Origin of the sequence: Phocaeicola vulgatus ATCC 8482, assembly GCF_000012825.1 — a bacterium.
GTDB lineage: Bacteria > Bacteroidota > Bacteroidia > Bacteroidales > Bacteroidaceae > Phocaeicola > Phocaeicola vulgatus.
Window position 1 is genome coordinate 1966094 of the sequence record NC_009614.1, and the last position, 14429, is coordinate 1980522.

Annotated in this window: 12 protein-coding genes; 10 read left to right on the top strand and 2 right to left on the bottom strand. The window is 40.7% G+C overall.

From position 1 onward, the window contains the following. Positions 1-115 precede the first annotated feature (115 nt). From BVU_RS07510 to BVU_RS07535, 6 genes are all read left to right on the top strand, one after another. Positions 116-1921 carry an AMP-dependent synthetase/ligase gene (locus BVU_RS07510; RefSeq protein ID WP_005849510.1) on the top strand — a complete coding sequence of 602 codons (1806 nt, stop codon included), beginning with the start codon at positions 116-118 and terminating at the stop codon, positions 1919-1921. 57 nt (positions 1922-1978) lie between these two features. Further along, positions 1979-3094, top strand: a complete 1116-nt coding sequence (prfB, locus tag BVU_RS07515; RefSeq protein ID WP_005845487.1) for a peptide chain release factor 2 — start codon at positions 1979-1981, stop codon at positions 3092-3094. Positions 3095-3186: 92 nt separating this feature from the next. Further along, positions 3187-3318 (top strand): hypothetical protein, encoded by a 132-nt coding sequence (locus BVU_RS22700; protein WP_005845490.1) that lies wholly within the window; start codon positions 3187-3189, stop codon positions 3316-3318. A 70-nt stretch (positions 3319-3388) separates the two neighbouring features. Then, positions 3389-3859 (top strand): CYTH domain-containing protein, encoded by a 471-nt coding sequence (locus BVU_RS07525; protein WP_005845492.1) that lies wholly within the window; start codon positions 3389-3391, stop codon positions 3857-3859. A gap of 89 nt (positions 3860-3948) precedes the next feature. After that, entirely contained in the window at positions 3949-6423 is a 2475-nt protein-coding gene (locus BVU_RS07530; protein ID WP_011965205.1) for a TonB-dependent receptor, read from the top strand. Between the two features lie 168 nt (positions 6424-6591). Further along, on the top strand, positions 6592-7095 hold the full coding sequence (locus BVU_RS07535) for an RNA polymerase sigma factor (RefSeq protein ID WP_011965206.1): 504 nt from the start codon (positions 6592-6594) through the stop codon (positions 7093-7095). An 80-nt stretch (positions 7096-7175) separates the two neighbouring features. Here BVU_RS07535 and BVU_RS07540 read toward each other — a convergent pair whose 3' ends face one another. Next, positions 7176-7562 carry a VanZ family protein gene (locus BVU_RS07540; protein WP_005845500.1) on the bottom strand — a complete coding sequence of 129 codons (387 nt, stop codon included), beginning with the start codon at positions 7560-7562 and terminating at the stop codon, positions 7176-7178. A 95-nt stretch (positions 7563-7657) separates the two neighbouring features. On the opposite strand from BVU_RS07540, the gene BVU_RS07545 reads away from it, so the two are divergent. From BVU_RS07545 to BVU_RS07555, 3 genes are all read left to right on the top strand, one after another. Beyond that, the gene (locus BVU_RS07545; protein WP_008668319.1) at positions 7658-9022 is read left to right on the top strand and encodes a sodium-dependent transporter; all 1365 of its coding nucleotides are present in this window, start codon (positions 7658-7660) and stop codon (positions 9020-9022) included. 7 nt (positions 9023-9029) lie between these two features. Then, the gene (locus tag BVU_RS07550; RefSeq protein WP_005849503.1) at positions 9030-9932 is read left to right on the top strand and encodes a ComEA family DNA-binding protein; all 903 of its coding nucleotides are present in this window, start codon (positions 9030-9032) and stop codon (positions 9930-9932) included. A 144-nt stretch (positions 9933-10076) separates the two neighbouring features. Continuing rightward, the gene (locus tag BVU_RS07555; protein ID WP_008667781.1) at positions 10077-11435 is read left to right on the top strand and encodes a transposase; all 1359 of its coding nucleotides are present in this window, start codon (positions 10077-10079) and stop codon (positions 11433-11435) included. Positions 11436-11618: 183 nt separating this feature from the next. Here the strand turns inward: BVU_RS07555 and BVU_RS07560 are convergent, their stop codons facing one another. Continuing rightward, a complete protein-coding gene (locus tag BVU_RS07560; protein WP_005845506.1) occupies positions 11619-13037 on the bottom strand; it encodes an alkaline phosphatase in 1419 nt (472 codons plus the stop codon). Between the two features lie 303 nt (positions 13038-13340). On the opposite strand from BVU_RS07560, the gene BVU_RS07565 reads away from it, so the two are divergent. Next, complete coding sequence (locus tag BVU_RS07565; protein ID WP_005845508.1) at positions 13341-13841, top strand: hypothetical protein; 501 nt, start codon at positions 13341-13343, stop codon at positions 13839-13841. Positions 13842-14429: the final 588 nt, after the last annotated feature.

The window sequence follows — 14429 nt, forward strand, 5'->3', positions numbered from 1 at the left end:
TTTCGGCTGATTTCTTCTAACTCTTTGACTGGTTGGGAAAATTAATGCCTGTTTATAGAGGATAATTCCAAATTAAACGATAACTTTGCCGATGAATTAAAAATAAATCTTTGGAATGAGTAGTTCTTTCTTATCTGTCCTGATACAACGTCAGGCAGGGAAATATGGTGATCGTGTAGCGTTGCGTTACCGCGATTATAAAACAGAAACATGGATTCCGGTTTCTTGGAACCAGTTTGCCGCAACTGTAAAAACAGTTTCGAATGCATTGATAGAATTAGGTATAGGCATACAGGAAAATATAGCAGTTTTTTCTCAAAATAAACCGGAATGTCTGTATGTGGACTTTGGAGCTTTTGGGGTACGGGCTGTTACTGTACCATTTTATGCTACCAGTTCCGAGGCGCAGGTACATTATATGGTAGGTGATGCCGAAATACGTTATATCTTTGTAGGTGAACAGTTGCAATATGATGTGGCGTTCCGGGTTATGCAACTGGGAAGCCAACTGAAACAGATTATAATTTTCGACAAGGAGGTAAAACGTGATGAGCGGGACCAGACTTCCATTTATTTTGATGACTTTCTGAAATTGGGCGAGGCGCATCCGCATCAAGCTGAGGTAGACAAGCGTACTTCAGAGTCGGGTAATGGTGATCTTGCCAATATTCTTTATACCAGTGGAACAACCGGAGACAGCAAGGGGGTGATGTTGCATCATTCTTGCTATGAGGCGGCCATTCCGGCACACGATGAACGTTTCCCTCAATTGGGTGATCAGGATGTGATTATGAATTTCCTTCCTTTTACTCATGTGTTTGAGCGTGCATGGACTTGCTGGTGTCTTTCGATGGGGTGTACTTTGTCTATCAACTTGCGTCCTGCTGATATCCAGAAGACAATAAAGGAGATCCGTCCTACGGCTATGTGCAGTGTTCCCCGTTTCTGGGAGAAAGTGTATGCCGGCGTGCAAGAAAAAATCAATGAGACAACCGGATTGAAAAAGAAGTTGATGCTGGATGCTATTAAAGTGGGACGTGAACATAATTTGGAATATGTGTACAAAGGGCTGACTCCTCCGCCTGTATTGCACATGAAATATAAATTTTATGAGAAAACGATCTATAGCTTGTTGAAAAAGACTATTGGCATTGAAAACGGGCGTTTCTTCCCTACTGCCGGTGCGGCTATTCCGCCGGCTGTACAGGAGTTTGTTTTGTCGGTGGGAATTAATATGGTAGCGGGTTATGGATTGACGGAATCTACTGCAACGGTTGCTTGTGAGAATGATAATGACCATGTGGTTGGTTCGGTGGGGCGTATCATGCCTCATGTGCAGGTCAGAATAGGGGAGAATAACGAAATAATGCTACGTGGTGAGGGAATCACTCATGGCTATTATAAAAAGGAAGCTGCTACGAAAGCAGCGTTTACTGAAGACGGATGGTTCCATACCGGTGATGCGGGTTATATAAAAGATGGGCATTTGTTCCTTACAGAGCGTATCAAGGACTTGTTTAAAACTTCAAACGGGAAGTATATCGCTCCTCAAGCCATTGAAGCCAAATTGGTGGTAGACCGTTATATCGATCAGATTTCTATTATTGCCGATGAACGTAAATTTGTTTCTGCTTTGATAATTCCTGAATATAAACTGGTGAAAGAGTATGCCGCAAAAAAAGGTATTCGCTATGAAAGTATGGAGGAACTGTTGCAGAAACCGGAAATTATCGATTTGTTTAAAGAGCGGATTGATACACTGCAGCAGCAGTTTGCACATTATGAACAGATCAAGAGGTTTACCTTGTTGCCCCATCCTTTCAGTATGGAACGTGGTGAGCTGACCAATACGTTGAAAATAAAACGTAATGTGCTGAACAAGAACTATGCTGCCGAAATAGAAAAGATGTACGAAGAATAATGGGAAAATGAATAGATTTCCACTATCTTTGCACCTTGAAATGCAAAAATTCTCAAGATGATAACAATAGAGCAACTGAAAGACGTAAAAGAACGTACTGCGGCACTTGAAAGATATCTGGACATAGAAAATAAACTGGTTCAGGTGGAAGAAGAACAACTGCGTACGCAGGCGCCCGGTTTTTGGGATGATGCCAAGAAAGCAGAAGCACAAATGAGGAAGGTGAAAGATCTGCAAAAATGGATCGACGGTTACCGTGAGGTAAAGACGATGGCAGATGAACTGGAATTGGCTTTTGACTTTTGTAAAGATGATTTGGTTACCGAAGAAGAAGTGGATGCAGCGTATCAAAAGGCTGTCACTGCGGTGGAGGCATTGGAACTGAAGAATATGCTTCGCCAGGAGGCCGACCAAATGGATTGTGTATTGAAAATTAATTGCGGTGCCGGTGGTACTGAAAGTCAGGATTGGGCTTCCATGCTGATGCGTATGTATATGCGTTGGGCGGAGACCAATGGCTATAAAGTGAGCGTGGCTAACCTTCAGGATGGGGATGAGGCCGGAATCAAGACGGTGACTATGAATATTGAGGGCAGTTTTGCATATGGTTATCTGAAAGGTGAGAATGGAGTCCACCGCTTGGTGCGCGTGTCTCCTTATAATGCTCAGGGGAAACGGATGACTTCTTTTGCTTCTGTGTTTGTAACGCCGTTGGTGGATGATAGTATTGAAGTGACAATTGAACCTGCCCGTATGTCTTGGGATACTTTCCGTTCGGGAGGGGCCGGCGGACAGAATGTGAACAAGGTGGAATCAGGAGTACGTCTGCGTTATCAATATAAAGATCCGTATACCGGTGAGGAAGAGGAAATCTTGATTGAGAATACTGAAACCCGTGACCAGCCGAAGAATAAGGAAAATGCGATGAGACAGTTGCGTTCAATTTTATATGATAAGGAATTGCAGCACCGCATGGAAGAACAGGCCAAGGTGGAGGCAGGCAAGAAGAAGATTGAATGGGGATCACAGATACGCAGTTATGTCTTTGATGACCGTCGTGTGAAGGATCATCGTACTAATTTTCAAACTTCGGATGTGAACGGAGTGATGGATGGAAAGATTGATGGCTTTATCAAGGCATACTTGATGGAGTTTTCCGGTTCGGAGAATTAGTAAATTCTTCGTAATTTATTTGTTTTCTTCTAGAAACTTTGTACTTTTGGGATATTCAAAAGAGATGGTTTAATCTTAAAAATGAAATACTTATGGGAAAGAATAAGAAAGCTGCTTATAGTAAGCGGGAAGAAGAGAAAGCAAATAGGATTGTAAAAGGTCTGTTCATCGGATTAATTGTATTAGCCCTTGTTATTATGGTGGGCTATGCCATGTATGGATAAAAACGGAAAATAAATAGTGAAGTCCTGCTGAGGTTATTCTCTGCGGGGCTTTTTTATATATTAAAACGCTATGGGACAAGAAATAGAACGAAAATTTTTAGTAAAGGACGACAGTTATAAACTAGAGGCTTATGCACATAGTCATATTGTGCAAGGTTATATCTGTAGTGCTCGTGGAAGAACTGTCCGGGTGCGTATTCGGGATAATAAAGGGTATCTTACTATCAAAGGGGCTTCCAATGACTCCGGTACAAGTCGTTATGAGTGGGAGAAGGAGATCAGTTTGCAAGAGGCCGAAGAGTTGATGAAACTGTGTGAGCCTGGGGTGATTGATAAAATCCGGTATTTGGTGAAAAGTGGAGAGCATATCTTTGAAGTGGATGAGTTTTATGGTGAGAATGAAGGCTTGACTGTAGCGGAAGTGGAATTGAATAGTGAGGACGAATTGTTCAAAAAGCCCCATTTCATCGAAAAAGAGGTAACGGGAGATATTCGTTATTATAATTCTTTTTTGATGAAGAATCCTTATACTCGCTGGTAGATAATATATAGGCTTCTTTAACGTCTGAAAATAAACTACTTGCTATCGTTTACCTACCTTTGCAACAAACACAAACTCATTATTGATATATGAAACACAACATTTTATGGGGCATTATCTTGCTTGTGGCAAGTTTGTCATTTACGGCGAAGGCGCAAAAGGCTGTCCAAGGCCAGTTCTCAGTCAAGGGAGTCTTATTAGATTCTTTGTCTAATGAAGGGGAACCGTATTCTACAATCCGTATTTCATTGAAGAACAATCCTGCAAAGCCGGTGAAACTGGCTGTGACAGGAGCGGACGGCAGGTTTGACGAACGGCTTGCCGTGCCGGGGATTTATCTCATTCATTTTACTTCTGTAGGAAAGTCTCCTGTACAGAAGGAGTTTTCGATATCGGCAAATCGTAGGAATGTTGATTTGGGTAAGATTCTGATAGCAGAAGCGACTGAAATGTTGAAAGGAGTGGAGGTGGTAGCGCAGAAACCTTTGGTAAAGGCGGAAATAGACAAAGTGACGTATAGTATAGAGGATGATCCGGATTCTAAAACTAATACGACTCTTGAAATGCTCCGTAAAGTTCCGCTGGTGACTGTAGATGGAGAGGATAAAATTCAAGTAAACGGTAGCAGTAAGTTTAAAGTGCATGTTAATGGCAAGCCGAATAACATGATGAGCAATAATCCTACCGAGGTATTGCGGAGTATGCCGGCCAATTCCATTAAATCTATAGAGGTTATCACCGAGCCTGGGGCTAAATATGACGCGGAAGGGGTGGCGGGCATCTTGAATATTATCACTGTAGGAGCAGGAATGGAAGGATATACGGTGACATTGAATGGTGGTGCAAGCAATATGCGTGTGTATGGTGGCGGTTATGGTACGGTGCAGTCGGGCAAGTTCACTGTTACCGGTAATTATTCTTATAACTACCAGGGATCTCAAAAGGGATTTGAAGATTCATATCGTGAGGATTTCACGTCTCAGGAAAATAAATTTTTGGAGTCGCATCGAAGAAGCAAGAGCTATGGCAATTTTCAATTTGGCAGTCTGGAAGGAAGTTATGAGATTGACACTTTGAATCTGATTAGTTTTTCTATGAATCTGATGACTGGCAATTTTACGAATAAGAGGATTGGAAATACCCAGATGACGAATCATGCCGGTAATCCGGTTTACGGTTACGGTTCTTTGGGAAATAATGAATCGGGCTTTGGCGAAGTGGGGGGCAACATGGATTATCAGCATTCGTTTAAAAAGAAAGGGGAACTTCTTACTTTCTCTTATCGTTTTAGCCATTCCCCCAATAACAGTGAAGCGAATACGGATTATGAGGATACGTTGAATGTTCCTTATCTTTTGCAAAACCAATATTTTAAAAATGATGCCAGCACACAAGAGCATACGGCTCAATTGGACTATACCAATCCGATAAATTCGATACACAGCATTGAAACTGGTATAAAGTATATTTTTCGTAGAAGTAAAAGTGATGGTAAATATTATCTGGCCGATAAAACCGGAGAATATAAGTATGATCAGGATATGAGTACGCAATATGATCATAAGCAGGATATTCTGGCTGCTTATTTGGGCTATCAGCTGAAGTACAAAAAACTCGGTGGAAAGGCGGGAATTCGCTATGAGCATACATTTATGGATGCGGATTATAAAAATAAGGATGAGAAGTTTGATGCTCAGTTTGATGATTTGGTTCCATCCTTGATGTTCTCTTACCAATTGGCTCCTACTCAAAGTTTGAGGGCATCTTATAATATGCGTATCAGCCGGCCGGGTATTTGGTTTTTGAATCCGTTTACTGACACCAGCAACCCTACTGCGATCAGTTACGGTAATCCTGATTTGGAAAGTGAAAAGGCCCATTCGCTTAGTGTTACTTTCGGTAGTTTCTCGCAGAAATTTAATGTAAATGTCAGTGCTAATTATTCTTTTGTCAATAATGGTATAGAGCAATACTCTTTTATAAAAGATGGTGTGATGAATTCTACCTATGATAATATAGGAAAAAGTAAGAATATTAATTTGTCTTTGTTCTTGAACTGGAATATGTCTCCTAAAACCCGCTTTAATATCAATGGACGGGGAGCTTATGTGGATTATAGAAGTTCAGGGCTTGATTTAAAGAATCATGGCTGGGAAGGAAATGTCTTCGGAAGCTTCCAGCAGACTCTGCCTTGGGATCTGCGTCTGAGTCTGAACGGAGGGGGTGGTACTCCGCATATCTCTTTGCAAGGTAAAAGTTCCTCTTTCTATTATTATGCGATAGGGCTCAGTCGTTCTTTCTTGAAGGAAAAGAGGCTGACTATATCTCTTAACTCGTCCAATTTATTTAATAAATATATTACTTTTAAGAATAACATCAATACTCCTACTTTCTGCTCTTCTACTGCTACCAGAATTCCGATGCGTTATTATGGATTTAATATCAGTTGGCGTTTTGGGGAGTTGAAGGCTCAGGTAAAAAAAGCTGCGCGAAGCATTAATAATGATGATTTGAAAAGTGGAGGAGGTAATGCTGGAACCGGTGGAGGGATACCGGCTAATTAAAAGTTAAAACGAAACCACCTGTTAACTGTTAATTTAGGGGGTAAAAACTGTTATTTGATAGTTTATACCCCCTTTGTTGTTAGTTTTTCTGTCGTGACTTTTGCGAGAAGTCGTTAATATTGCAGCAGAAAGCAAAAACAGAAAATAACAATTTAAAAATAGATTAATATGAAGACAGTCGACTTTACACAGCATTTACTAAGTATACAAACCGAATTATTTCGCTTTGCATTTAAATTGACAGCTGACAGAGAAGAGGCTAATGATTTGTTGCAGGAAACTTCACTTAAAGCTTTGGACAACGAAGAGAAGTTTACTCCAGATACGAATTTTAAAGGATGGATGTACACCATCATGCGTAATATATTTATAAATAATTATCGTAAAACAGTGCGTGATCAGACTTTCGTCGATCAGACAGATAACTTGTTCCATTTGAATCTTCCACAGGACTCAGGATTCGATTCTACAGAAGGTGCTTATGATTTGAAAGAGATACATCGTATCGTGAATGCGTTGCCTAAAGATTACCGTGTGCCGTTTGCTATGTATGTATCAGGATTTAAATATAGGGAAATTGCCGAAAAACTGGGACTTCCGTTGGGAACAGTGAAAAGCCGTATCTTTTTCATTCGTCAGAGGTTGCAGAATGATCTGAAAGATTTCCGTTAAGTTGACTCTCTATCTTTATTATATAACTTTGACTTTTATCATCACGCCGACTGTTCGCGAAGAATCGTCGGCGTTTCTTTTTAGGATTTACGCCATATAAGGGGGCGAAGTAAGTAATATCCTATTAAGGCGGCTAGTCCGACTCCAATGCTGTTTGCCAGAAAATCCAGCCAGTCACCGCTGCGGGTATCTGTGCAATAAGCTTGCATCAGTTCGATACACCCGCTCATAGCTACAGGAGCTATGATGCCTCCCCATATTACATGATTCCAATTGATGGCCTTATGATTCCTCAGGTATTCTATCCATAAAATGAAACAGAGTCCTCCATACATGCATATATGCACTATTTTGTCTATGTAGGGGATTTCTTCCACATCTGTTTTAGGAGGAGTGAAAAAGGAAAGATAAAAGATGATAGCTACAATGATCAAGGATACTGGATATTTTCTAAAATAATATAGCATACTTTAATTTTTTTGTGATTCGTCGCAAAAGTACGATTAATTTTATACTTTTGCAGGCTAACCAGTGTTGATTTATAATAATTTGATAGTTTTTTATGCAAAAAAGCGAAAGAGTAAATTTCGGAAGTAAGATTGGGGCTGTTCTGGCGGCGGCAGGTTCGGCTGTAGGACTTGGTAATATATGGAGGTTTCCCTATGAAACGGGAAATCATGGAGGTGCGGCATTTATCTTAGTATACTTGGCGTGTGTTTTTATGTTGGGAATGCCTATTATGATTGCCGAATTCACAGTAGGTCGTCATTCAAAAGCAAGTACGGGACGTGCTTATAAGGTTTTGGCACCCGGAACTCATTGGAAGTGGTTGGGATATTTGGGGGTTTTGGCCGGTTTTCTTATTCTAGGATATTATTCGGTAGTGGCAGGATGGACTTTGGAATATATATTGGAAGCGGGAATGAATGGTTTTGCAGATAAGAAGCCGGAAGATTTTGTGGTTGCTTTCCAGAGTTTTTCGAAGGACCCTGTTCGTCCGCTTATCTGGCTGGTCATCTTTTTATTGGCCACCCATTTTGTTATAGTAAAGGGAGTGAAAGATGGAATAGAGAAATCTTCGAAGGTGCTGATGCCTGTTTTGTTTGTACTGATAGTAGTTTTGGTGGGGTGCTCATTGTCGCTTCCCAATGCGGAAAAAGGTTTGGAGTTTCTGCTGAAGCCTGATTTCAGTAAAGTGAACGGAGATGTTTTCTTAGGGGCTATGGGGCAGGCGTTCTTTTCCTTGAGTTTGGGAATGGGATGTCTTTCAACCTATGCTTCTTATTTTGGGAAAGAAACCAAACTGGGAAATACGGCTCTGAGTGTCGGTGTGATTGATACTTTTGTGGCTGTCTTGGCCGGATTGATTATTTTTCCGGCGGCCTTTTCTGTAGGTATCCAGCCGGATGCGGGACCATCATTAATTTTTATTACATTGCCTAATGTTTTTCAGCAAGCTTTTAGCGGTGTGCCGATATTAGCTTATATTTTCTCGGTGATGTTCTATGTCTTGTTGGCTTTGGCTGCATTGACTTCTACTATTTCTCTACATGAAGTGGTGACGGCTTTTCTGCACGAGGAATTCAATTTAACTCGTGGCCGTGCTGCTAGATTGGTCACTTTCGGGTGCATTATAATTGGAGTCATTTCTTCCTTGTCATTGGGAGTTATGCAGAAATATACGCTGTTTGATAAGGGATTCTTTGACTTACTTGATTTTGTCACTGCAAAAATAATGCTTCCTTTGGGTGGCTTGCTGGTATGTATCTTTGTAGGATGGTATTTGAAACGTTCCGTTTCTTATGAAGAATTGACCAATGGGGGAAAACTGAAAGCAGGTCTTTTCAATCTGTATATCTTCTTGTTGAGATACGTGGCACCTGTGGCTATCATTTTGATTTTTATCAATGAATTAGGGCTAATTTAGAATTGTAATGTGGAAAGACTTCTTCTATTTTTCGAAAAGCGAACGAAGAGCTATACTTTTTTTGTTGACTTTGCTTTTCATATTTATGTGTATATGGGTTCTGTTTCCAGTAAAGGAAGAGTCTTTGGAACAGGATCAAGAGGGGATAGAAGAAATAAAAAACTTTCTGGCCGGAGTACATGAGATGGAGGAGAAGGAATCTCTGCGATATTCCTATGATAAGCCTAAAAGAAGAGAGGTGGTATTGGCTGCTTTTGATCCAAATTCAGCCGATTCCATCGAATTTTTGCAACGTGGATTGCCTCCTTTTATTGCACATACTATTTTGCAATACCGGAGAGCCGGCGGTAAATTCAGGACAGCGGATGATTTCTCTCGTGTTTATGGCTTGTCGTCCGAGAAATTTAATATGTTAAAACCTTATATCCAGATATCAGAGGCTTTTCGGCGGAAACAGGATACATTGCACTTTATCAAAAAGGCGGAGAAAGATACGTTGGCGGTTTATAAATATCCGGAAGGAACTTTAGTCGATTTGAATGAAGCGGACACTACCGAGTTGAAAAAGATTCCGGGAATAGGCAGTGGCATTGCACGCATGATTGTGGCTTACCGGAAACGTTTGGGAGGTTTTTATGATATGGCTCAATTGAAGGAAGTGAACTATGTAGATGAGGATATGTTGAGATGGTTTAAACTCGGAAATGCACCAATTCATCGGATAAATGCCAATAAGGCCGGGCTTGACAAACTTCGCTCTCATCCTTATATGAATTTTTATCAGGCAAAGGTAATTATAGAATATAGGAGGAAAAAGGGAAAATTAAAAAGTCTTTCCCAGTTATCCTTGTATGAGGAATTCACTGAGAAAGACTTGGAACGTTTGTCGCACTATCTTGCTTTTGATTAGGGACATTCATTAAATATTACAAAATCAGCCAACTAATTCATACACAAAGTATTGCGAATTAGTTGGCTTTTTTGTATCTTTAGGTATTCCCCCGAAAATAAGATTTGACGGCCAAAACGGGGGAAATATCCAAACTAATAAGATATGGCAAAGATAGTGAATATTTCAGAAATTCACCCTACTTTGGGTTTTACAGAATTTGATATTCTGGAAAAATACCGCAAGAGTTTTAATGAGAGTGAGCTTGGCAAGCTTCATTCGGTCTTTCCGTTTGAATGTATGGCAAAAGCCGCCGGCCTGTCGGACCGGCGCCTGGGACGCAGGAACAGATTCAGTCCTTCCGCAAAGATCGCCCTTATGGTCCTGAAGGCATACACCGGATTCTCCGACAGGCAACTGGTGGAACATCTGAACGGGAACATACACTACCAGATTTTCTGTGGAATTATGATTCCCCCGTCCCTTCCCATAACCAACTTCAAGATAGTCAGTGCCATCCGTAATGAGATAGCATCCCGCCTTGACATTGATTCTTTCCAGGAGCTCCTGGCTTCACACTGGAAACCTTATCTTGATAACCTTCACGTCTGCATGACCGATGCCACATGCTATGAAAGCCACATGCGTTTTCCTACGGACATGAAACTCCTTTGGGAAAGCCTCGAATGGCTCTACAGGCATATATGCCGGCATTGCAGGGAGTTGGGCATAAGGCGTCCGCGCAACAAATACAGGAATGTGGCGGAATCCTATCTGTCCTACTGCAAGAAAAGAAAGAGGAGAGCTTCAAGGACAAGAATGCTTAAGCGCCGTATGATCAAGCTTCTTGAAAAGCTCCTCAGTCAAAGGGATGGGATCCATAGCGAGTACGGTGCTTTACTCCGATATACCCAGGATTATCATAAGCGTCTTTCCATCATCAGAAAGGTGCTTGTACAAGAAAAGGAAATGTTTGAAGGGCGGAAAGTCAGTGACCGCATCGTCAGCATTGACCGTCATTATGTACGTCCCATCGTCAGAGGCAAGGAAACCAAGTCCGTCGAGTTCGGTGCAAAGGTCAATAATATACAGATAGACGGCATATCGTTCATCGAACACCTCTCGTTCAAGGCATTCAATGAGGGTATACGCTTGAAGGACTGTATCCGTATGCAGCAGAAGCTTATGAATGTAAGGGTAAGATGTGTGGCTGCCGATTCCATATATGCCAATAATGCCAACAGAAAGTTCTGTACAAAATATGGGATATCCACATCCTTTGTGCGCAAGGGAAGGGCGGCCAAAGATGAGCCTTTGAGGAAGGTGCTTAGAAGCGAACTCTCAAAAGAAAGGGCAACACGGCTTGAAGGAAGCTTCGGCACTCAAAAGCAACATTACTCGCTCTCAAGGATAAAGGCCAGAAACAGGAAGACGGAAATACTGTGGATTTTCTTTGGAATACATACGGCAAATGCCATACTGATGATAGAAAAAATCAGAAACAAAACAGCTAAAGCAGCATGATATGATTTTACTCACAGAATCAGAAGAGGTCATCAGACTTCTTCCGGAACGTCATGTCCTGTCGGATAGAAGTATGTGAGAAAGCACGGAAAAATGACAATAAGAATGGCATATGAAATGGTCATGCCCTATCATCTTCATATGCCATCTTATTTTTTAGAGACATTTACTGAATATCCCTGATTAATTGTTGGGATAACCAGCAGCTTCTGCTATTTTTACCGGAATTTCGGTATTGTCAATGCGACCTTGGAATAGTTGGGCGCCGGCTCCGATAGCGAATACGGGTACATAACCTCCAGAGTGCCCACCACTGGTCCAACCTACCAGAGCGATGTCATCCAGAATTCTTTTGGCCTCAGCTGCCAAAGGTTCGTCTTGTTGATATTCACTTTTGGTCAAATCTATCTCTTTACCGCTAAATGATTCATCATATACTTTCTTCAGGGATGCTTCTTGCTTTTCATTCAATTGAATACTATCCCAAAATCCGAAATTATCCTTCAATGATTGCTTGATAACTTCCCAAGGTACTTGATTCTTGTATTTTTTTCTTAATTCGTTTACAATTTTAGTATATCCGCTTTCACTTACTTTTTGTGATTTTAAAGCTTGCAGGTTCAAAGTATACGGACCTTTTCCTAAAACGATTCCTCCGGTTTCGTGGTCGGCTGTTACTACAATCAGGGTTTCATCGGGATGTTGTTCATAGAATTCGTAAGCAACTTTTATGGCATTGTCCATATCCATCACTTCGTGGAATACGGTAGCGGCGTCGTTGCTGTGGCAAGCCCAGTCTATTTTACCTCCTTCAACCATCAGGAAGAACCCTTTTGATAGATCTTTAGACAGGAAATTGATTCCGGCACGGGTGATTTCAGTTAAAGTCATATCGCCTTTTTTTCGATCGATAGCATAGGGGATAGCACTATTGTCTGTTGCTGTCGCAGGTTGTAAGAGAATCAGTTTGTCCGATTTTTTTGCTTTTTTCTGATAGTCCTTGTAGCCACGGGCTATGGTATATCCGGCTTTGTCCACCAGTGTGTACAGACTTTCTGAATTTGAACCGGCGGCTTTTTTGTTGGTGGGATCTAAAAAGTCTGATCCTGCATAGAAATCGAAGTTGGCATCAATCAAATCCAGACCCACGTTGTAATAGCTGCTTCTTTGTCCTTGGTGTGCGTAAAAAGCAGCCGGTGTGGCATGGTCTACGCTGACACTGGTACTGATACCTACACGGCAACCTTTATTTTTTGCCCAAGAAGCAACACTGTTAACTTTGGTTTCCAGATCCTTTTTCACACCTAATGCGCCATTTTTTGTTTTGTTTCCCGTAGCAAGTGCTGTTCCTGCAGCGGCCGAATCTGTCACTCCGTTGGTTGCCGAGAAAGTAGTGGCTATGGTTGCATAAGGAAATTGGGTGAATAATAACGGAGTCACACCAATTTTGCCTTCCAACTCTCCACGATACATCTCTGTTCCTAAAACTTGGTTAACACCCATTCCATCTCCGATGAAATAAAATACATACTTTGCTTGCTGTGCCTGTACAAAAAGAATGGACAGGAATACAAATACAATAATAAACGATAGTTTTTTCATATTAATTGAGTTAATGACATTTTTTTCAGCCTAGCAAATATAGGGAAAAAAGACTTTTTATCGGTACTTCTTTCTTGAATAATTGAGATTTAATGGCCAAATACTTTTTTTGCAATAAGTTTGTAAATGAAATGTTTTTGGGGTGTAATATAAAAAATCTGTTTGGGAGTAGGGAAGCCAGTATTTTATACTATGCATCTGTTTGCTTTCGACATGGATATTGCATACAGATAATTGCTTTAATATTAGTGATTATTAATTATAAATCTTATATTTGTCTAATCTAGAGTCAGTAAATAAAGTATGGGAGAATTTATAAATGTATTAGTGTCAAAAGGGAAAAGCAATTTGATACCGGAAAAAGATAACCTGTATGGACAGTTTGTCGGTGAATGGGATTTTGAATGGGTTGATAACCAAGGTACAACAGGCGAAAGACATGTTCAGGGAGAGTGGATATTCGCTTGGGTGCTGGAAGGGACTGCAATTCAAGATGTGTTTATTTGCCCTTCGCGTAAGGCACGGATTAAAGATTATCAACCGGATGCAGCTTATGCGACTGCGGTACGTATGTATAATCCTAATACAGAGGCATGGGATATTTTATATACGGAATTAGGAGGGGCTACACAACTGGAAGGAAAAAGAGAAGGAAACAGGATTGTTCAGACGGAAATTAATGAGAAGAATATACAGTGGGTGTTTTCAGAAATTACAACGACTTCATTCCGTTGGCAACGTATGGTAAAACGTCCGGATGGTACTTGGGAAACTGAAGCTGAACTTTTTGCCGTTCGTCGATGATTAAGATGTATATTATATAAGTTTGAGAATATTGCAGCCTAAAATAGACTTGTTGTAGTAGAAGCTTAGAGGTGATTTGACGAGTTTATAAAGAAAGAATGTGTGAATGATAAACAACTTCAGAACCGCTTTCTTGCATTTAGCGGAGAAAATATTTTCAAACTAAATCCTGCTAGCTATACGCAGGAAAAGATGTGGGCAGGTATATGGAATCTTTGCGTAAGAATCTTTCTGCTTATACTCTTGATGATGCTCCCGAAGATGTTCGGGAACTCTATAAAGATGAATTCATCCAGCTTTATGCTTCAAGTATAAAGTGTTTTTTAATATGTATCAAATTGGGATTTATATCGGGAAGGAGTAGTTTTGCTCCAAGACTTAATCAAATATGGAGGCAGGTCAGAAGTGGATAAAGTTACAATTGAGCGGAAAGCTCGTATACCTCGTCATCCAGTCTATATTGCTGTATTTTGCGTTTTGTGAGAAAATAAAGAAGGTGTGTCAAAATGCGCACCTTCTTTTTTTATGCACAAAGCCCCGACTTTCACAAGCAGGGGCTTTGTTATTACCTAAAGATTTTGTATCTTT

Bases quoted from the DNA above. Each gene is read 5' to 3' on its own strand.
- BVU_RS07510 (WP_005849510.1), top strand. From the start codon at position 116: ATGAGTAGTTCTTTCTTATCTGTCCTGATACAACGTCAGGCAGGGAAA.
- prfB (WP_005845487.1), top strand. From the start codon at position 1,979: ATGATAACAATAGAGCAACTGAAAGACGTAAAAGAACGTACTGCGGCA.
- BVU_RS22700 (WP_005845490.1), top strand. From the start codon at position 3,187: ATGGGAAAGAATAAGAAAGCTGCTTATAGTAAGCGGGAAGAAGAGAAA.
- BVU_RS07525 (WP_005845492.1), top strand. From the start codon at position 3,389: ATGGGACAAGAAATAGAACGAAAATTTTTAGTAAAGGACGACAGTTAT.
- BVU_RS07530 (WP_011965205.1), top strand. From the start codon at position 3,949: ATGAAACACAACATTTTATGGGGCATTATCTTGCTTGTGGCAAGTTTG.
- BVU_RS07535 (WP_011965206.1), top strand. From the start codon at position 6,592: ATGAAGACAGTCGACTTTACACAGCATTTACTAAGTATACAAACCGAA.
- BVU_RS07540 (WP_005845500.1), bottom strand. From the start codon at position 7,562: ATGCTATATTATTTTAGAAAATATCCAGTATCCTTGATCATTGTAGCT.
- BVU_RS07545 (WP_008668319.1), top strand. From the start codon at position 7,658: ATGCAAAAAAGCGAAAGAGTAAATTTCGGAAGTAAGATTGGGGCTGTT.
- BVU_RS07550 (WP_005849503.1), top strand. From the start codon at position 9,030: ATGTGGAAAGACTTCTTCTATTTTTCGAAAAGCGAACGAAGAGCTATA.
- BVU_RS07555 (WP_008667781.1), top strand. From the start codon at position 10,077: ATGGCAAAGATAGTGAATATTTCAGAAATTCACCCTACTTTGGGTTTT.
- BVU_RS07560 (WP_005845506.1), bottom strand. From the start codon at position 13,037: ATGAAAAAACTATCGTTTATTATTGTATTTGTATTCCTGTCCATTCTT.
- BVU_RS07565 (WP_005845508.1), top strand. From the start codon at position 13,341: ATGGGAGAATTTATAAATGTATTAGTGTCAAAAGGGAAAAGCAATTTG.